The following is a 19,947-nucleotide window of genomic DNA, read 5'->3' on the forward strand; positions in this document are numbered from 1 at the left end:
CCTCCGCCCTTCCTTAATTTCCCCGTGTTTCTGTAGAATTAAACGAAAAAAATCCGCACCTTTTAAAGAAGATGCGGATCGGTTCAGTCGTTTAGTTTTTCTTTTCGTTTTCCTGCATTTGACGCAGTTTGGCAGGAGTCACATCATTCCCGGCAGGATCGATAACCGTGACACCTTTCAACTGGTTTTTGAATGATTTACGGGCACTTTGTAAATATTCCTGACGCAGGTTCTTCTGTTCGCTTTTCTCTTCTTCCGATAATTCCAGCTGCTTTGATTTATTGGCTAATTCGTTTATACGGTCCAATTTTTCTTGAGATAACATAGATCCTTCTCCTTTTTTTATAGTCTGGATCAGCTTTAGAACATGAAAAAGACAAGCAGCCCTAAGACTCTTGTCTCCCTTATGTTCCTATAGTAACCTGCCTATTCTTCTTTTTCAAGTGATATGTACTCTTGATAGCGACGGTGAACCGTTGCCTTGGATACATCATACCCAAGCCCTCTTAGTGTTGCCGCAATGTCCTTGAACGTCAAATCACTCCCTCTGAGCCTGACAACCTCTTCGATCGGAAATTCCTTCCTCTCTCTCCCCGCTGCCAGATGCTGATTGGACAGGTTCGAAGATGGATCATAGCCTTCGGCGACCGCTTTCTGCATCCCCCGCCTGATTTTCATATTATGAATTTTTCTCTGGTACTCCTCAACGATGCCCACAATCTGAAGAACCATGGAGTCTGACTCGGAAAGATGCAGTTCCCCGTTATGGGTTAAGGAATAAACCTTAACATTCAACCGGTTCAATTGATGGAACAAAGCGATTTTTGTATTTCCCCTGCCCAGCCTCGTCTCATCCTGAACCAACAGAGCCTCTGCTTCGTGATTGGAAAAAGCATCAAGCATCTGGAAAACACCTTCCCGTTCAATCTCATACCCGCTCGCCTGCTCCTCTATACAGGCGGCCACTTCCATTCCATGGTGTTCGGCCATGGCATACAGTTCTGCCTTCTGTCTTTTCAAGGAGCTGACCTGGGCTTCCTTTTCCGTACTTACGCGACAATATAGGATTACTCTCATGATGTATGTCCCCGCTTCTACTGGTTTTCAAGATTTATCCGCTTGTAACCATAGAATAATAGAGAATAGCAAAACTAACAATAAACAAAACGATATAAGTGTAGTCCAGTTTTGATAGTTTATTAAACATAATTAACCCTCCATTTAAGAACGAACGTTCCTAAGAACCTCTGTTCGCGTTTTCTAATACCTATTATAGACGAATGTATGTTCTTGTCAACGACTTTTTTCGAACGCTTGTTTGTATTTTTGAGGATGGCATGGTACAATGTGGTTACTATAATCCTATGTACGAGGTGCTAATCTATGAGCAAACTTTCAAAGCGGCAGCAGGAAATACTAGATTTCATAAAAGAACAGGTTCTACTAAAAGGATATCCCCCATCTGTAAGGGAGATCGGTCAGTCTGTAGGGCTGGCCTCCAGTTCCACCGTCCACGGTCATTTATCCCGTCTTGAGAAAAAGGGATATATCCGCAGGGATCCTACGAAACCAAGGGCCATCGAAGTGATTGAGCTGGAAGAAGACCACAGTATCCCCCGCGGGGAAGCCACTTATGCCCCTGTCATCGGTAAAGTTACGGCTGGTTCACCGATTACGGCGGTAGAGAACATTGAAGAATATGTTCCCCTCCCGGATACGCTTGCAGGATCGGAAGACAATACGTTCGTCCTTATCGTTCAAGGAGAAAGTATGATTGAGGCGGGCATTCTTGACGGGGACATGGTCATTGTCAGACAGCAGCAGACTGCCCAGAACGGGGATATAGTTGTGGCTATGACGGAAGAGGAAGAGGCTACTGTCAAACGATTCTTTAAAGAGAAGAATCACATCCGTCTTCAGCCTGAAAATGCCACGATGGAACCGATCATTTTAAATGATGTATCCATTCTCGGAAGAGTCGTCGGCTTATACCGTACCGTTCATTAATACACATACAAAAAACGGCGGGAGCAATCCCGCCGTTTTTTGTATTGAACATGAGAATATGAACGTTAAGAAGCCCCCGTACGATTTCTTTTATTCCGTCTCCGGAAATCAGCAGAATAAATATTCTTCTTCAAAAATGTGCGGACGCTCTTCTTCTGCAGACAATAAGCAAGGATGGCATCAGGATGGTTTTTAATCACTCTTACAGAACGCTGAGACCAATGTTTCCCCTTAGATAAATAGATCATATCGATGATCTTCTTATTTTCTACAGACTGTTTGAAAATCGTTTCCATATTGCACACCCCTTAACCGAACATTTGTTCTACATTTATTATATGCAGGAACAAGGGAAATGTACACTGGAATGTTTTGCAGCTCTTTTATTTACTTAAATAATTTTTAATGTTTTGGGAGGTTTCCAATCTGGTTTTTCCCGTCAAGTCAATAAAATTACTCCCCTTAAGCCTATCTGTGCCTCCTCCAGCCACAATAATTTGTTCAGCCACCTGACGTTTTTCTGCTACGGCTCTAAGTGCAATTAATGCATTTTTACGGATTGCCAGCGCTTCAACGGCAGGAAAATCCGCAAAAGAATTTATGACAACTGCCAATTTTTCCATTTCCTCTTCTCCTTTATCCAGGTCTTCCAAGGCTTTCTGCACAGCCGCTTTCGTTTTCGGTCCATAAAAGCCGTCCACTTCAAGCTTCTGGTCTTTTTGAAAAGCCTTGACTGCCGCTTCTGTGGCAGGACCGAAGCTGCCGTCAGCTCCATAACCATTCATGGTATAACCCAGTTTTAATAAGTTCTCCTGCATTTCCTTGACTTCCGCGCCGGTATCCCCAAGCGAAAGATAGTCGATTCCGCCATTGAACGGAACTCCAAAGTATTCTAAAATGCCCCGGGCGTGCTCCTCTGCAACTTCTTTTTGAAAGCGTTCGTCAATCATCAATAATGCTTCCCGCTTGTTATCCATATAGCCGTTCTCTGTTAACACTGCCGGCATATCCGTTTCACGTAGAACGTGGAAGTTCGCTTCTTTAATCCCTCTGAAGTTTTGATCGGTGCCCTGGCGTAAGTATTTCGCAAGTGATGAAGCAAGACGCCCGGCGGACCGGTTCAAATATCCGGGATAGACGTAAAGTTCGATTCCGTTTGGATCTGCCCCGCCAAAGGACCCATCAAAAGCATTGTAGTGAACGGATACATAAATATCCGCATTGTTCTCATTGGCCGCTCTCGTCCTGTAGGATAATGGTGTGTCTTCATCTGTCGGTGCTACGAGAAGCACGCGGAATCCATGATCCAGCAGAATGTTCGATAAATACTGTACAACTTTACGATTGAATTCGTTCTCCTTGATTTGTCTGCCTAATTCCTGAATGTATGGCGTTCTTTTTCCCGGAGTTTCCATTCCATGTCCATCATCCAAAGCTACTGTACGTCCATTCCATTTCCCTGTTGGATTGATTAATCTTGCCATATACATCCCTCTCTCCACTCTTCCTTCCTGGAAAAGGGGGTTTACTAGGACATTCTTCTATCATCCTACTCCAAATGTATGCTTGGATAAGAACGTTGGTGTCGGCCTTTCCTATAAAATGATGAACCATGTTAGATTTTCTCCCAGGATTCGGGGTGATTCCAACGGCAGATGCTGAGGAAAATATAAAAAAGCCCCGACTTATGTAAGTCAGGGCCTTCTGTCTTTCTATTTAATAGGTCTGCAGATATTGCTCGCGCTCCCAAGGATGAACCTGGGTACGGAACATATCCCATTCGATTTCCTTCGCTTCAATGAAATGCTCGAACAGGTGCTCACCGAGAGCTTCCACCATGATCGGGTCTTCCTGAAGCTCTTCCAATGCATCATATAATGTTGCAGGAAGGTCTTTGACACCGTGAGCCTCACGTTCTTTTTTATCCATAACGTAAATGTTGCGGTCTACTGGTGCTGGAGCCTGAAGTCCATTTTCCACACCATCAAGACCTGCAGCAAGCAGGACAGCCATTGCCATGTAAGGGTTGGCGGCTGGATCCACACTTCTCACTTCAATACGTGTGCTGATGCCACGGGACGTCGGTACTCGAACAAGCGGACTGCGGTTCTGTCCGGACCAGGCTACGTAGCATGGCGCTTCATATCCCGGCACGAGACGCTTATAGGAGTTTACAGTCGGGTTGGTCACCGCTGTAAAGTTTGTTGCGTGCTTAATAATGCCTGCTGTGAACTGATAAGCCACATCGGAAAGCTGTTCCTTTCCACTTTCGTCAAAGAACGCATTGTTCCCATTCTTAAAGAGGGACATGTTGGCATGCATACCAGATCCGTTCACACCAAACAGAGGCTTCGGCATGAAGGTTGCATGCAGACCGTGCTGACGCGCGATCGTTTTAACAACAAGCTTGAAGGTCTGGATATCATCACAGTGTTTCACAGCATCTGCATATTTAAAATCAATTTCATGCTGACCCGGGGCAACCTCGTGGTGGGAGGCTTCGATTTCAAAGCCCATCTCCTCAAGTTCCAGCACAATATCACGACGGCAGTTTTCCCCAAGATCGGTAGGAGCGAGGTCAAAATAACCGCCACGGTCATTCAGCTCCAGGGATGGGTCGCCTTTTTCGTCTAATTTAAACAAGAAAAATTCAGGTTCTGTACCGATATTAAAGGCAGAGAATCCGAGTTTCTCCATTTTCTTAATGTTGCGCTTCAAGTTATAGCGCGGGCATCCTTCGAAAGGAGTTTCGTCCGGGTTGTAAATATCACAGATGAATCGGGCCACTTTCCCTTTTTCTGACGTCCATGGGAAAACGACAAACGTATCCAGGTCAGGGATCAGGTACATATCTGACTCCTCGATACGAACAAATCCTTCAATGGAGGATCCGTCAAACATCATTTTTCCGTCCAGTGCTTTGTCGAGCTGGCTTAGTGGAATCTCCACATTTTTGATTGTGCCCAGCATATCCGTGAACTGCAGACGGATGAACTTGACATTTTCCTCGTCGATTTTCTTAAATATTTCTTCTCTTGTTAAACCCATAGAAATACCCCTCTCCAACAAAAATTCATTAATGGAAGAATCTTGACATTTCTCCCTGCCTGATGGCTAGTTTTCCTTGTCTTCCCGCGGTGAATAGTTCCTGCTGCAGCATACGGCGGAGCTGTTTATCGGTCAATTCATTGTGAACTTCCTTCACACGGTCTCCATCGTATACCTCGTTCTCGGGCTGTTCTTCAAGCTTAAGAACTTTTTTGATTCCCGCCATATTCACTCCCTGGTCAATGAGGTCCTTGATTTCAAGCAGTCGATCAACATCATTGAAGGAAAAAATACGACGGTTCCCTTCAGACCTGGCAGGGTGGATCAGCTCGTGCTGCTCATAATAACGGATCTGCCTGGCTGTAAGGTCTGTTAACGATTGAACAATCCCCATCGGGAACAACGGCATAGAACGACGAATTTCATCACTCATCGATGTGCCTCCTCCCGTAAAGATGATACTTTTATTATACGTGACAGAGGGAAGATGTCAACATATGTGAGGAATGTTTACACTATAGCCGCGCTTTTTTGTAAGGGCTTTAGTAGGCTCTGGAATCCACCTTTACCATTCCTTCATCGGCAAGACCCTGCACCGCTTTCATCACAGCTGTTTTCACATGAGCATACGTAAGTCCGCCTTGTACATAGGCGGTGAACGGCGGGCGTACAGGACCGTCGGCCGTGAGCTCCAGGCTCGCCCCTTGTATGAAGGTCCCCGCAGCCATAATGACCTCATCCTCGTAACCAGGCATGGCACTCGGCTGTGGGGTTACATGGGAGTTCACCGGAGATGCCTGCTGAATAGCCTGACAGAATCGGATCATCTGATCGGCACTTTCAAAATTGACGGATTGGATCAAGTCCGTTCTCGGAGCATCGAAGGACGGATTCGTATCAAAGCCTAATTCACTTAAAAATCTGGATGTGAAGACAGCTCCTTTCAGCGCTTCCCCTACGACGTGGGGAGCGAGGAAAATCCCCTGGTACATTTCCTGGAGACTGTTCAAACTGGCCCCGGTTTCCTTACCGAGCCCCGGAGCTGTCAGCCTGTAGCTGCACAATTCAATGAGACTTTTATTCCCGGCTATATATCCGCCAATGCGGGCGATCCCTCCACCAGGATTTTTAATCAAAGATCCCGCGATAAGATCTGCTCCTGCTTCAAGAGGTTCTTTTGTCTCCACAAATTCGCCATAACAATTATCAACAAAAATGATGACATCCTCTTTCAAGCTGCGAACAAACGAAATGATTTCCTCTATCTTTTTAATGGGGAAGGAAGGTCTGTTGTCATAGCCTTTGGAGCGCTGAATCGCGACAACCTTTGTTTTCTCCGATACAGCTTCCTTGATTTTTCCTTTGGAAAAATCACCCGCCTCATCCAGAGGGGTGGACCGATACGTTACACCGAAATCTTTAAGGGAACCTTTATCCTCTCCACCCTCTGTACCAATCACTTCTGTCAGCGTGTCATAAGGATCCCCGGATATGTAGAGAAGCTCATCTCCCGGGCGCAGCACGCCGAACAGTGTCGTCGTAATCGCGTGCGTGCCTGAAATAAGCTGAGGACGGACAAGGGCATCCTCCGCCTTAAAAATCCGGGCATACAAGGCTTCCAGGGTATCTCTGCCGAAATCATCGTACCCATATCCTGTTGTTGGATTGAAATGGGAATCACTGACCCGTAGTTTTTGAAAGGCATCAAGGACCTTGGATTGGTTTTCTTCAACGATGCGCGCAATGTGTCTGTGTTGATCTGTAATTTGTGTTTCTACTTGTTCTTTCAAAGCTTGAATATTCATGCTGCACTCTCTTTCTATTAATAAATCTGATGTTTCAATGGATGGTCGGGATGGATATATCCGTGAAGGGCATACCCTTCCTTATCCTCATGGAACGTAAGCGATGTGACCATGCTGTACGTTTTGAACTGCTGCAGACGTTTCCCTTCAGAAGCAGGGATGAAGACGTCATACTCGTCCCATTCTTCTTTAAGTACCTCTTCGAGTTTATGAAGGATCCGCTTCAAATCGATGGAATCATGGACACTCACAGTTATAGAAGGAAATGAATCCGGAATGAAATCTTCGTTCAGAAGGTCCATCTTATTATAGACCGTAAGCATGGGAAGCTGCGAAGCACCGAGGTCTCCGAGCAGCTGCAGCACGATTTTCTCCTGTTGGATGTGATCCGGATGGGACGCATCCACCATGTGAACGATAAAATCTGCTTCCGTTACCTCTTCCAATGTGGAACGGAAAGCGGCGATCAGCGTTGTTGGAAGATCCTGAATGAAACCGACCGTATCCGATACGAGCGCCTGGAAGCCCGAAGGCAGGCTCATCTGCCGTGTCAAAGGATCAAGCGTCGCAAACAAAAGGTCCTCCTCGAACGACCGGCTGTCTGTGACTCTATTGAAGAATGTCGATTTTCCTGCGTTGGTGTAACCTACAATAGCCACCTGAAACGCCCGGTTTTCTTTTCTCCTCTTTCTATACTGCTCCCTCTGCTTCACAACAGCATCCAGCCGTCGTTTGATATCATCAATCCGGCGCTGGATATGACGCCTGTCTGTCTCAAGTTTTGTTTCACCAGGACCACGGGTTCCGATTCCACCCCCGAGTCGGGACAGTGACGTTCCCTGCCCGGAAAGACGTGGAAGGAGGTACTGCAGCTGTGCGAGCTCTACCTGAAGCTTCCCTTCTTTCGTCCGTGCCCGGCCGGCAAATATGTCCAGAATCAATTGGCTGCGGTCAATGACCCTGACCTCAGCGATGTCCTGAATATTTCGAAGCTGTCCTGGAGAAAGCTCATCATTGAATATAATCAGTTCCGCCTCATTATCTTCGGCGGCTTCCTTAATTTCCTGCAGCTTACCCTCACCAAGATACGTGGCCGGATGAACCCGGTCACGCTTTTGTGTAATAATCTTACACACTTCTCCCTCGGCGGTTTCTGTCAGGGACTGCAGTTCTTCCAAAGAAGACTGGAAGCGTTCCTCCAGCTCCGCCGGATCTTTTCTTGCTACTAAAATGACGCGTTCATTTGCGCTCATCTAAACACCTTCTTTTCTACACCTGTATCATCCACCTTCATCATAACAGAAAAAGGGGATCTATGAGTATCATCCCCTTTTAATGGACACGCCCTTCGTCTTTTGGAAATGAAAAATCTTCGGCTTCAAGCGTCATCAGTACCGCTTTTGCCGGGGACTCTTCTGTCATGATACGAAACGCGTGCCTCCGGACAGCTTCCTCGATCATATTCCTCACATATCTGGCATTGGAAAAATTCAAACGGGAGCGGGAGCAGACGGACCGCAGATGTTCGTGAAGTTTCACCTCAGCTGCAGGAGCCAACTGGTATTCCCTGTCTTTAAGCATCCCTCCGGCTATGGAAGACAACTCACGCCACGAATAATCCTTGAAGGAAAGCTTTAATGGAAACCGGGAGGATAGGCCGGGGTTAATGGTTAGAAAATCTTCCATTTCTTCCGGATACCCGGCAAGGATGATGACGAGTTCATCATGGTGATCCTCCATGCATTTCACAATGGTATCAATCGCTTCCTTACCGAAGTCCTTTTCACCACCACGCGCCAGTGAATACGCCTCATCAATAAAAAGAACCCCTCCAAGGGCTTTATGGATTAAATCCTTTGTTTTCTGAGCGGTGTGCCCAATGTATTCTCCCACCAGGTCACTTCTGTCCGCCTCAATAAAATGACCTTTTTCAAGCACTCCCGCTTCATGAAAAAGGCGGGCGACCATACGGGCCAATGTCGTTTTTCCGGTTCCGGGATTCCCTTTAAACACCATATGAAGCACCTGCTGGTTCTTTTTCAACCCGGCATCAGCCCTTTTCCCAGCAATGACCACCTGCGCATAGATCTCTTTCATCTGCCTTTTCAAACCTTCAAGACCTACTATGGAAGAAAAGAAATCATCAATCATCTGGAAGGGCGGGGGGGACAGTTCCTTGGTGAGGACCCTGCTTTCTGGTGCAGGCCCTGCCTTTGCATCTTGAAGCACAATGTTAATCGTACCAGGCCTTGCTGTTTTAGCTTGCGGATACACGTGGATCCCTCCTTACTCTGCTTCATCATACGCATCAGGGAAAGAACCTGTGACAAACGCCCACAGCAAAAACAGTCTGATAAAACCACAAAAAAGCGGATGCTTCAAGAGCATCCGCTTTTCCCATTCACTCAAGACTTATGTAAGCCTTATTCCTTATCCAGCGATACATTTTTGATTGGTGCGAATGTAGAGATGGCATGCTTGAATATCAACTGCTGCTTCCCTTCGGTTTCCAATAAAACAGTGAAATTGTCAAAAGCCTTCACTACTCCACGCAGTTGGAAGCCGTTGGTAAGAAAGACTGTCACCTGCATACGTTCCTTGCGTAGTTGATTTAAATAGTTATCTTGAATGTTTACGGATTGAGCCATGGATCTTCCTCCTCTTTTCTATCTGTAATATTACGATTCGCCGCTTTTATCGATCATTCCTGCTAAATCTGCGAAAATCGTTTGAAATTTATCCTCATAGTTCTCAGGTGTTACCTCATACCAGTGGACATCCAGTTTGTTTTTAAAGTACGTGTACTGCCGCTTGGCATAGCGCCTGGAGTTCCGTTTAAGAAGGTCAACCGCTTCCTGAAGGTCCACCTCCCCTTCCAGGAATGGAATCAATTCCTTATAGCCGATGGCCTTCATGGACTGGGCATCTTTAAGTCCTGCCTGATATAAGCGGCGGACTTCCTCCACAAGACCCTCTTCCACCATTTGATCCACCCGGTTGTTAATACGCTCATAGAGACGCTCCCGGTCCATCTCAAGACCGATCAAAAGAGGGGTAAATGGAGAATCCCAGGCTTTCGCCGCCTCCTGCTCACTCATCTTTTTCCCAGTTGTTTCATAAATTTCGAGCGCACGCAGCACCCGGCGGCTGTTATTTGGATGGACTTTAGCTGCTTGGTCAGGATCCAGGCTTTTAAGCTTTTCGTACATATGCACGGGACCTTGATCGGCTGCCTCTTCTTCAAGCCGCTTCATTACTGCTTCGTCTTTCTTTTCCTCTGTAAACTCAAAATCAAACAAGGTTGCTTGTATGTAAAGGCCGGTTCCACCTACTAAAACAGGGAGTTTCCCCCGCTTTTGAATTTCATATATTAATGACTGGACCTTCCTTTGGAATTCAGCTGCAGAAAAAGACTCTTCAGGATCCTTGATATCAATCATATGATGAGGAATTCCCTGCATTTCGTCCCGGGTCACTTTGGCTGTTCCAATATCCATAGTCCGGTAGATCTGCATGGAATCGCCACTGATAACTTCTCCATTAAACTTTTGGGCAATCTGGACACCCAGCTTTGTTTTACCGACCGCGGTCGGTCCAACAACAGCAGCTACCATTGGTTTCAAACTTCCACCTCCTTTGTTCCATCTCTATTATACATGAATGGCTCTACAATCATACCTCAACGACTTAATCAACGGAATCCGTTAGTCATAGTAACGGATTCCGTTAGTTAAATTCAAAATATTCGTTAGTCTTACTATCGCATATCGTTAGTTTGTGTTATAGTATAAAAAAAGGAGGCGTCTACCGTGGTTCATGAAAGGATTCGCACACTTCGCAAAGAAAGACGTTTGACTCAGGCTATGCTGGCTGAAAAAGTCGGTGTTTCTCCCCAAGTGGTATCCAACTGGGAGCGCAGCTATACATCCCCTGATCTAGAAGACTTGTCGAAGATTGCTCATGCTCTTCATACCACTGCAGATTATCTCCTTGGATTGAGCGACGAATTGGAAGATGAAATGAGGGAAATCAAGCACCTTCTGGAAACGAAGGGATATTCAAAACCTGTGTTTTTTGATAAAAAAGCCTGGTTCGGAATACAGCCGGAAGATATTAAGCAGATCGATAATTACTTTCGTTTTCTGCTCCAGCAGAAAAACATTTCCTGACCCTCCCCTGTTCTTGAAAATTAATGCAGACATACAGAAATAATATTACGTAAACTACTTGTATCTGTTTATATATTGTCCATAAAAAAAGACAGCCGGATCTAAATCCGGCTGTCTTTTTTCTATTTACATAACACGCTTGAACATTTTTTCCATCTCATATTCAGAGAAGAAAACAATAATCGGTCGTCCGTGTGGACAGGTAAATGGATCCGTCGACGTCCTCAGCTCCTCAAGAAGCTGAAACATGTCGGATTGATTCAAGTAATGATTGGCTTTGATGGATCGCTTGCAGGACATAAGGATGGCTGCTTCCTCCCTCAATTTCAGAATGTTTATCCGCTCATCCTGAACGAGCTGCTGGATCATATCATCAATGACTTCCTGCTCAAATCCAGCAGGAAACCATGTCGGGTGACTGCGGATGATATACGTGTTGTCACCGAATGGTTCAAAGAACAAGCCAACTTTTTCGAGTTCCTCTTTATATTCTTCAATTTTCAATGCTTCCTGTTTAGAAAAATCAAAGGTTAATGGAATTAACAGCTCCTGGACCTCATGATCAACCTGAGCCAGTTTATCCCGGAAAAACTCATATTTGATCCTTTCCTGTGCTGCATGCTGGTCGACGATATACATCCCTTCTTCATTCTGGGCGAGTATATAAGTCCCGTGAAGCTGGCCGATCGGGTACATGACGGGAACGCGGCGGCCGCCTTCCTTTTTAGACGACGCTTCATTTTCCTGTTCATCCGGCTTTCCAGCAGCTTCTTCCTCGGTGGTTTCCGGTTTAAAATCAGCCGTCATTTCCTTCAGCATCGCTTCCTGCTCTCCTGCAAAAACAGGGGACGGCTCTTCTTTCATCTCCGGTGCAGCCGGCGGCTCTTCTTTCAGCAGATGATCGGCAGCAGACTCTCTTTGATTATGAGCTTCTTCTTTCCTTGTTTCATGAAACGCAAACGTTTTCTGTTCGGAATACTCCTTTTTCGGTTTCGCTTTCGTTTCCTGAACATCAGGAATGAGGGTTTCCTTACGAAATGTATGGCGGATCGTCTCTTCAAGGAGAGCATACAGCTCTTTTTCCTTGCTGAACCGTACTTCTAATTTAGATGGATGGACGTTGACGTCAACAAGAATCGGATCCATCTCAATATTCAGGACAACAATTGGATTTTTCCCAATTGGCAGAAGGGTATGATACCCCTGTTGAACGGCTTTATTCAAAGGCACGCTTTTAATATAGCGGCCGTTAATGATCGTGGACATATACTGCCGGGAAGCCCGGTACACTTCCGGCTTCGCTATATACCCCTTCACTTTGAAATCCGACGTTTCCATTTCCACAGGAACCATTTTCCTCGCTGTATTCATGCCGTAGATGCTGGCAATCACCTGCAGCAGATCCCCGCGTCCGTTGGTTTTGAAAATCTGCTTCTCATTGTGCGTGCAAACGAACTGCACTTCGGGATGGGCCAGGGAAATCCGGTTCAATACATCTGTAATATGACCAAGTTCTGTATGGATCGTCTTCATATATTTCAACCGTGCCGGAGTATTGAAAAACAACTCTTCCACCGTGATATCTGTACCCTTCCTCGCGTCTCCTCGTCCCTTCTGCATAAGGTGACCGCCCTCAAGGTCCAGTTTTGTTCCGGCTTCTTCACCTGTAGACGTCTGAATGCTGAGCCGGCTGACGGCAGCGATACTTGCCAGAGCTTCTCCCCGGAAGCCGAGGGTGCGCACATGGAATAGATCATTTTCATCCAGAATTTTACTCGTTGCGTGCCGGTGAAAAGCCCGCTCACAGTCTTCTTCCTCCATCCCTGCTCCGTTATCGATGATACGAATGCGCTGAAGACCGGCTTCCATCAAGTCAATCTTCACCCAGGATGCACCTGCGTCAATACTATTTTCCACCAGTTCCTTTACGACAGAGGCAGGCCGCTCGACCACTTCTCCGGCTGCGATTTTGTTGGCCAGGTGATCAGGCATCAGTCGAATGCGTGCCATACGTGAACCTCCTTTATTTCTTCAAGCTTTTTTGAAGCTGATACAGTTCGTTCATAGCGTCCATCGGTGTCATCTCCATTAAATCAAGAGATGAGAGCCGCTTTTCAAGATTTGAAATCTGGCTGGCGCTTTGCTTTTCCTGTTTCGGTTTTTCTTTTGGTTCTTCTACAAATAAACTGAGCTGCTCTTCTTCATCCCCTGCAGCCGATTCTTTGGGCCCGGATGCCCCTTCCAGGTGTTCCAGCAGCTCTGTCGCCCGTTTAATCAGCGGATCCGGAAGATCGGCCAGTTTTGCAACATGGATGCCGTAACTTTCATCGGCTGGGCCATCTTTGATCTGGTGCAGAAAGACGACATTTCCTTCGTATTCTTCCGCCCTTACGTGGACGTTTTTCAAACGATCCAGTTCATTTTCCAATGATGTTAATTCATGGTAGTGGGTGGAGAATAATGTTTTTGCCTTAATTCTTCCATGAATGTACTCTACGATGGACTGAGCCAGCGCCATTCCGTCATAGGTGCTCGTTCCTCTTCCGATCTCATCCAGCAGGATCATACTGTTTTCTGTTGCATGTGTAAGGGCGTGATTGGCTTCAAGCATTTCCACCATGAACGTACTGTGCCCGGACACAATATCGTCTGCCGCTCCGATTCGTGTGAAAATCTGATCGAATATCGGAAGAGAGGCAGAACCGCACGGAACGAAACTTCCCATCTGACCAAGAACGGCTGTTAAAGCAAGCTGCCTCATGTACGTACTCTTACCGGACATGTTCGGACCGGTAATCAGAAGGACATCCGTTTCATCATCCATATAGATGTCATTCGGTACAAATGTTCCATCCTGCATGACCCGTTCAATCACCGGATGCCGGCCCTGCTGAATATCGACCATGCGGCGGTCGTTATAAGATGGGCGGACATATTGATACGATTCCGCCACCTGGGCAAAACCCTGCAGCACATCAATGCGGCTGATCTGTTCAGCCAGATGCTGCAGTCTTTGTACATAGGACTTGACGTTCTCCCTGACGTTGAGGAACAACTGGTACTCAAGTTCCACACTCTTTTCCTGCGCCTCAAGAATCAACGTTTCCTTTTCCTTTAATTCCGGTGTTATAAAGCGCTCTGCGTTGGTCAATGTCTGCTTCCGCTCATACATGCCTTCGGGCAGGTAGCGGAGATTGGCTTTTGTCACTTCAATATAGTAGCCGAAGACACGATTATACCCGACCTTCAAGGATTTAATGCCTGTTTTTTCCCGCTCTTTCTTTTCAAGCTCAGCAATCCACTGCTTACCATTTTTCGAAGCTGAGCGATAGTCATCGAGCTGTTGGTCGTATCCGTCACAAATCAACCCACCCTCTTTCACACTGATAGGAGGATCTTCGGCAATACTATGCTCCAACAAATCCTTAAGCTCCTCCAGAGGATCAATCGTCTGATATAGTTCTTTCACTGAAGTGTTGTCAAACTGCTGAAGCGTAGCAAGTATTTCAGGAATCCGCGCAAGGGAATTTTTCAACTGGAGAAGATCCCTGGCATTGACGTTTCCAAAAGCTACCCGCCCCGCCAGACGTTCCAGATCATACACGTTGGTGAGCTGTTCCCGCAGCGTTTCCCGTTCAAAAAATTGATCAAGGAAACCTTCCACCTGCTCATGCCGTGTTTCGATGGCCTGTTTCGAAAGAAGCGGACGCTCCATCCATTTTTTCAGCATGCGTGCGCCCATGGATGTCTTCGTTTTATCTACCACTGAAAGCAGGCTGCCTGTTTTCCCCTGCTTACGGATGGTTTCCAACAGCTCAAGGTTCCTTTTCGAGTACATATCGAGCGTCATATACTGTTTCAGCTCAATGACTTTTACCGGCTGCAAATGATCGAGCGAGCGCTTCTGCGTATGCTGGATGTAGTTCAACAACCGGCCGAATCCTGTTAACAGCTTGTCCTGCTGGATTCCTGCCGTCAGTGACGAGAGGTCCGGATGAATGGTCGTCTCATCCTGGTGGGAGAGTGTGTAACCGAGGCGCTCCCTCAGCATCAACTGCTGCTCTTCATCAAAATCGGAGGCAACGACAACTTCACGAACAGGTCGGCTGTACAATTCACTCAAGGCTGCGTCAAACCCTCCGGGAATTAAGGCTGTGCTATTCTCTCCGGTAGTTAGATCGTTGTAGCTCACGGTATATGATCCATCTTCAAAAGCGCTCAATGAAGCAAGGTAGTTGTTTTCCTTCTCATCCAGCATGCTGCCTTCCATTACGGTACCCGGCGTAATTAGCTGGACGACTTCCCTTTTTACAACGCCTTTGGCTTCCTTCGGGTCTTCCACCTGTTCACAAATCGCCACCTTGAAGCCTTTTTCAATCAGCTGCCTTATGTAGTTTTCTGCCGAGTGATACGGGACGCCGCACATCGGAATGCGTTCAGTTCCCCCGCCATCTCTGCTTGTTAAGGTGATTTCAAGTTCCTGCGATGCTTTCAGGGCATCTTCAAAAAAAAGCTCATAAAAATCCCCGAGCCTGAAGAATAAAAACGCGTCCTTCTGATCGGCTTTAATCTTTAAATATTGCTGCATCATTGGTGTATACTGTGCCATTCGGTCAATCCTCCAAAACGTACGTAGAATTCTTCATCCATTATAGCACATGGAAACAACCCTCTTTAACAAATCGCTCATAGGTAAACCTTAAGAAATCTCCATGCCAAACGCAGAGCATTGACGCAGAACCCTGTGTTTCAAAGCCTTTCCCAAAAAAAGAACCCCCTGCTGAAAGATCAGGGAGTTAATGCTTATCGTCATGGTCATCACTGCTTGAAGAAGATGGAAGGAAGTCCGTTTCAATCGCTGAGTAATCATCTGATGACAAATCCTGCTCATAGTCGTCATCGTGTCCGCAGCCATGCGGGTCCACTTTTACGCAAAGCTTGGTTTCACCAATGACATCAACCACAAACTCTCTTTCTACTTCTACTACAATTTTCTGGCCGTTGCCGGAAATCGTAGCTTCCAGGCAGTTCGGCTGTTGGACGACTTTCGCAATGACTTCAAAATCATCATGAATGCAGTTGTCGTCTTTCACACTCAACTTAACGTAGTCGCAATAGGTCACCCGTTCTGTTACGACCTCTGTCTTAGTATTGTCGTTGTAGGAATACCAGACGTTAATGTCATAACTGCCGGATACCTCTACGTGATCCCCTTTCTTCTTCGCGTTGTAGATGTGGTTGATAACCCAGCATCCCAGAATACTTGTTGGACGGTGGGAAGGGCTGATGGTGTGCGTGGATTCTGTAAACTTTTTACCTTTACCGATTACAGCTTTGGTAATAATTTCTCTGTAATCCCGTTCAAAAAAAGACATGAGCTCTCATTCCTCCTTATTCTACCACCCATCCTATGCATGGTCTGGGCGAATGGTGATTCCATGAGAAAAGCCTAAGGACGTGTTTACTTCATTGTATGCACGAGCCTATAAAATTGTACGAAAAAAAATCCGCCGGAGGGAAACCCCTCTGACGGAAGTGTATGCATCAACGGCTGCAGCCATGACTTTGATTGTTGGAAGAACCCGTTTCCCCCTGAAGAAGATCTCCTCCTGTGGAACGGATCACCTCATTGGTAACTTCACGGGAAATCGTACTCGAAACCATCTGTAAAATATCATTGATGACCGTCTGTGTTTCTTTAAACTCAGCCACGACCGGGATTTCATCCAGCTCATCCTGCAGACGGTCAATTTCTTTTTCAATTCGGTTCAGCGCCTCCGTTTTTCCATAAGCCTGGAAGTTCACGGCCTGTTTTTGGAGCGCTTTAATTTTCTTAATGTGCGACTGCACCTTCTGGTTTTCATTCAACTTGGATTCCAGCTGCTTGAAACGGTCAATCTCTTCTATATCAGCCATCATTTTTGCCAGTTTTTTTGCTTCATCGACTACTTCTTGACGTGTGTATTGTGCCATTTATTTCACCTCTACGCTAGATTCTACCAGTTCTCCATCCAGAGACCAAGTTTTTGCCTTGATTACTTTTACAGGTACGATCTTTCCGACAATGGAACGGGGCCCCCGGAAATTCACAAGCTTGTTCCGTTTCGTATATCCGGCCAGGACGTCTGGATTATTTTTGCTTTCCCCTTCGACAAGAACATCCACCACTTCGCCCTCATATTGACTCATCGCTTCGGCTGACTGCTGATTCACCAATTTATTCAGACGCTGGAGACGGTCTTTCTTCTCCTCCATCGATACATTATCTTTCATCTTCGCTGCAGGTGTATTATCCCTTGGGGAGTAGATGAACGTATAAGCCGCTTCAAATCCCACCTCTTCTACAAGGGAAAGGGTGTCCTGAAACTGTTCCTCTGTTTCATTAGGAAAACCGACGATAATATCTGTGGTAAGCGTAGCTCCCGGCATAGCGCTGCGAATACGACGGACAAGCTCCAGATACTCCTCCCGGGAATATTTCCGTCCCATAATTTTCAGAACATCTGTATTCCCGGACTGGACAGGAAGGTGGATGTGGTCCAGCATGTTGCCGCCTTTAGCGAGCACTTCAATCAGCCGGTCATCGAAATCCCTTGGATGGGAGGTGGTAAAACGCACACGGGGAAGATCGATGCTCCGAAGTTCATCCATCAAGTCCCCGAGTCCGTATTCCATATCCAGATCTTTTCCGTAAGCGTTCACATTCTGGCCGAGAAGCGTCACTTCCTTATAGCCCTGCGCTGCGAGATGACGGACTTCCTGGATGATGTCTCCAGGGAGACGGCTCCGCTCTTTCCCGCGGGTATACGGAACGATGCAGTATGTACAGAACTTATCGCAGCCGTACATAATGTTCACCCATGCCTTAATTTTCCCTTTTCGTGAACGGGGGAGGTTTTCAATAATATCGCCTTCCTTGGACCATACGTCAATGACCATTTCCTTCCCGAACATCGCTTCTTTTACAAGCTGCGGGAGACGATGGATGTTATGGGTACCAAAGATCAGATCGATGAATGGGTGCTTCTTCAAAATACGATTGACTACGGATTCCTCCTGTGACATACAGCCGCAGATTCCAATAATCAGATTCGGATTCTCCATTTTCAACGGTTTAAGGTGTCCGATTTCTCCGAAAACTTTGTTTTCAGCATTTTCGCGGATGGCACACGTGTTCAACAGGATAATATCTGCTTCTTTCGTGTCATTCGTGGACACATAGCCCATTTCTTCAAAAATACCGGCCATAACTTCTGTGTCATGTTCATTCATCTGGCATCCATATGTACGAATCATATATTTCTTTCCACGGCCGGCCTGATCCATATCTTCCGGTATTTCAAAATCATAATGGATATCTGTTTCCTTGCGTTTGCGGCGCTGGGCATCCCTCATATTCGGAGGCTGATAGGTCGTTTGGAAATATTTAACGTAATCTTCACTTGACTGCTGTTTCAATCGGTTCAAATTGTCCTGATCTGCAGCGGAAATATCAGTCTGACGGATCTGAGACATTTCTTTTCTCTGCTGTTCGTTCATTATAATCTCCTTTCAAGCCGATCCTTCTAACTGTCTCATTATATCAAGTTTTTCATGATAAATTAAGTCAAATGGAAAAATACAGAACAAAAAGGACCGTTCCGGCAGTGACCTAACGCAACGATCCTTTTAGACTTTTCTATTTACCTGTCTTTCTGCAATTGATCACAGAGACTTACATACGTCCTCTTGATTTAGATAATATTCAGCTTTCTTCCCACTTTCTCAAAAGCGTTCAAAGCCTGCTGGAGCTCTTCCGTGGAATGCTCCGCCGTTACAATCGTCCGTATACGACCTTTCCCCCTCTGCACAGTCGGGAAGACAATGCCCTGGGCAAAAACGCCTTCTTTAAATAATTCATCGGAGAAGGTGTGAGTCAGAGCGTCATCGCCAATCATAACCGGGGTGACCGGCGTTTCACTGATACCCGTATCAAACCCAAGCTTTGTTAAACCATCCTTAAAGAAAGAGGTATTGTCCCAGAGGCGTTCAATTAATTCCGGCTCTTCCAGGAGGACATCGATCGCAGCCTCATTGGCAGCAGTCACAGCAGGTGGATGAGATGTACTGAACAAGAATGGACGTCCTTTATGAATCAAGTACTCTCTCAGCGTTTTTGTACTGGCTACATAACCGCCGAGCACACCGATGGCTTTACTCAAAGTCCCCACCTGGATGTGAACACGACCGTCTAAATTAAAGTGATTCACTGTGCCTCGACCATTATCACCAAGCACACCACTCGCGTGGGCATCATCCACCATAATCAGCGCATCATACTTCTCAGCCAATTCGACAATTTCTGGAAGCGGCGCTATATTACCATCCATGGAGAAAACACCGTCCGTCACAACAAGACGTGTGCGGTAGTCCCCACTCTCTTTCAATGCCTCTTCCAGAGATTCCATGTTCACATGCTTGTAAATTTTCCTGTCGGCTTTAGTCAGGCGGATTCCGTCTATAATCGAAGCATGATTCAACTCATCAGAGATGACAACATCGTCTTTACCAAGAATGGAGGATAATACACCCTGGTTGGTAGTAAACCCGGATTGGAAGACCAGGGCAGCTTCTGTATGTTTGAATGCAGCCAGTTTTTCTTCAAAATCTTCATGCATCTTCAATGTACCTGCAATGGTTCTCACGGAACCTGTTCCAACGCCATACTCCGCATTCGCTTCTTCTGCCGCTTTTTTTAACCTTGGATGGGAAGTCAACCCCAGGTAGTTATTGGAAGAAAGCTGGATAACTTCCTTTCCTTTGATTGTCACTTTGGACCCTTGAGCGGATTCCAATGGAATCAAGCGGCGGAATGTTCCCTGTTCCTGCATTTCATCCAGCTCTTTCTGTAAATACTCAAAACCTTTCATCGTTCATCC

19 protein-coding genes are annotated in these 19,947 nt (G+C 46.2%); 2 read left to right on the forward strand and 17 right to left on the reverse strand.

Annotated elements, in window-relative coordinates; translation table 11 throughout:
- Positions 1 to 91 precede the first annotated feature (91 nt).
- Together ACXADP_RS10835 and ACXADP_RS10840 are read right to left on the reverse strand one after the other, a co-directional pair.
- Positions 92 to 325 carry a DUF896 domain-containing protein gene (locus tag ACXADP_RS10835; protein ID WP_474971435.1) on the reverse strand — a complete coding sequence of 78 codons (234 nt, stop codon included), beginning with the start codon at positions 323 to 325 and terminating at the stop codon, positions 92 to 94.
- 101 nt (positions 326 to 426) lie between these two features.
- On the reverse strand, positions 427 to 1,077 hold the full coding sequence (locus ACXADP_RS10840) for a YneB family resolvase-like protein (RefSeq protein ID WP_474968568.1): 651 nt from the start codon (positions 1,075 to 1,077) through the stop codon (positions 427 to 429).
- 306 nt (positions 1,078 to 1,383) lie between these two features.
- Here ACXADP_RS10840 and lexA point away from each other — a divergent pair, with 306 nt between their 5' ends.
- Entirely contained in the window at positions 1,384 to 2,007 is a 624-nt protein-coding gene (gene lexA / locus ACXADP_RS10845) for a transcriptional repressor LexA (protein ID WP_027954294.1), read from the forward strand.
- 65 nt (positions 2,008 to 2,072) lie between these two features.
- Here the strand turns inward: lexA and ACXADP_RS10850 are convergent, their stop codons facing one another.
- From ACXADP_RS10850 to miaA, 9 genes are all read right to left on the reverse strand, one after another.
- A complete protein-coding gene (locus ACXADP_RS10850) occupies positions 2,073 to 2,303 on the reverse strand; it encodes a hypothetical protein (protein ID WP_474968566.1) in 231 nt (76 codons plus the stop codon).
- Positions 2,304 to 2,390: 87 nt separating this feature from the next.
- Positions 2,391 to 3,491, reverse strand: a complete 1,101-nt coding sequence (locus ACXADP_RS10855) for an N-acetylmuramoyl-L-alanine amidase (RefSeq protein WP_474971436.1) — start codon at positions 3,489 to 3,491, stop codon at positions 2,391 to 2,393.
- A 232-nt stretch (positions 3,492 to 3,723) separates the two neighbouring features.
- Positions 3,724 to 5,055, reverse strand: coding sequence for a type I glutamate--ammonia ligase (gene glnA / locus ACXADP_RS10860; RefSeq protein WP_474968564.1), 1,332 nt, complete (start codon positions 5,053 to 5,055; stop codon positions 3,724 to 3,726).
- Between the two features lie 28 nt (positions 5,056 to 5,083).
- Positions 5,084 to 5,488, reverse strand: a complete 405-nt coding sequence (locus tag ACXADP_RS10865) for a MerR family transcriptional regulator (protein WP_474968563.1) — start codon at positions 5,486 to 5,488, stop codon at positions 5,084 to 5,086.
- Positions 5,489 to 5,597: 109 nt separating this feature from the next.
- Positions 5,598 to 6,860, reverse strand: a complete 1,263-nt coding sequence (locus ACXADP_RS10870; protein ID WP_474971437.1) for a methionine gamma-lyase family protein — start codon at positions 6,858 to 6,860, stop codon at positions 5,598 to 5,600.
- Positions 6,861 to 6,877: 17 nt separating this feature from the next.
- Entirely contained in the window at positions 6,878 to 8,113 is a 1,236-nt protein-coding gene (gene hflX, locus ACXADP_RS10875) for a GTPase HflX (protein ID WP_474968561.1), read from the reverse strand.
- Between the two features lie 79 nt (positions 8,114 to 8,192).
- Positions 8,193 to 9,134 carry an AAA family ATPase gene (locus ACXADP_RS10880; RefSeq protein WP_474968560.1) on the reverse strand — a complete coding sequence of 314 codons (942 nt, stop codon included), beginning with the start codon at positions 9,132 to 9,134 and terminating at the stop codon, positions 8,193 to 8,195.
- A 149-nt stretch (positions 9,135 to 9,283) separates the two neighbouring features.
- Positions 9,284 to 9,508, reverse strand: coding sequence for an RNA chaperone Hfq (gene hfq, locus ACXADP_RS10885; protein ID WP_474968559.1), 225 nt, complete (start codon positions 9,506 to 9,508; stop codon positions 9,284 to 9,286).
- A 30-nt stretch (positions 9,509 to 9,538) separates the two neighbouring features.
- Complete coding sequence (gene miaA, locus ACXADP_RS10890; RefSeq protein WP_474971438.1) at positions 9,539 to 10,483, reverse strand: tRNA (adenosine(37)-N6)-dimethylallyltransferase MiaA; 945 nt, start codon at positions 10,481 to 10,483, stop codon at positions 9,539 to 9,541.
- A 186-nt stretch (positions 10,484 to 10,669) separates the two neighbouring features.
- On the opposite strand from miaA, the gene ACXADP_RS10895 reads away from it, so the two are divergent.
- Positions 10,670 to 11,029: a helix-turn-helix domain-containing protein gene (locus tag ACXADP_RS10895; RefSeq protein ID WP_160835678.1), complete on the forward strand. Its 360-nt coding sequence runs from the start codon at positions 10,670 to 10,672 to the stop codon at positions 11,027 to 11,029.
- A 126-nt stretch (positions 11,030 to 11,155) separates the two neighbouring features.
- On the opposite strand, the gene mutL is transcribed toward ACXADP_RS10895, so the two are convergent.
- The 6 genes from mutL to ACXADP_RS10925 all read right to left on the reverse strand — a co-directional run bounded on the left by mutL (position 11,156) and on the right by ACXADP_RS10925 (position 19,938).
- Positions 11,156 to 13,039: a DNA mismatch repair endonuclease MutL gene (gene mutL, locus ACXADP_RS10900; RefSeq protein WP_474971439.1), complete on the reverse strand. Its 1,884-nt coding sequence runs from the start codon at positions 13,037 to 13,039 to the stop codon at positions 11,156 to 11,158.
- Positions 13,040 to 13,052: 13 nt separating this feature from the next.
- Positions 13,053 to 15,638, reverse strand: a complete 2,586-nt coding sequence (gene mutS, locus ACXADP_RS10905; protein WP_474968556.1) for a DNA mismatch repair protein MutS — start codon at positions 15,636 to 15,638, stop codon at positions 13,053 to 13,055.
- Positions 15,639 to 15,825: 187 nt separating this feature from the next.
- Complete coding sequence (locus tag ACXADP_RS10910; protein ID WP_027954283.1) at positions 15,826 to 16,404, reverse strand: outer spore coat protein CotE; 579 nt, start codon at positions 16,402 to 16,404, stop codon at positions 15,826 to 15,828.
- A gap of 169 nt (positions 16,405 to 16,573) precedes the next feature.
- Entirely contained in the window at positions 16,574 to 17,002 is a 429-nt protein-coding gene (locus ACXADP_RS10915; protein WP_027954282.1) for a YlbF/YmcA family competence regulator, read from the reverse strand.
- Positions 17,003 to 18,568 (reverse strand): tRNA (N6-isopentenyl adenosine(37)-C2)-methylthiotransferase MiaB, encoded by a 1,566-nt coding sequence (miaB, locus tag ACXADP_RS10920; RefSeq protein ID WP_474971440.1) that lies wholly within the window; start codon positions 18,566 to 18,568, stop codon positions 17,003 to 17,005.
- A gap of 194 nt (positions 18,569 to 18,762) precedes the next feature.
- A complete protein-coding gene (locus ACXADP_RS10925) occupies positions 18,763 to 19,938 on the reverse strand; it encodes a glycine C-acetyltransferase (protein WP_474968554.1) in 1,176 nt (391 codons plus the stop codon).
- Between the last annotated feature and the right edge of the window lie 9 nt (positions 19,939 to 19,947).

The organism is Halobacillus sp. AWH4_228, from assembly GCF_056158365.1.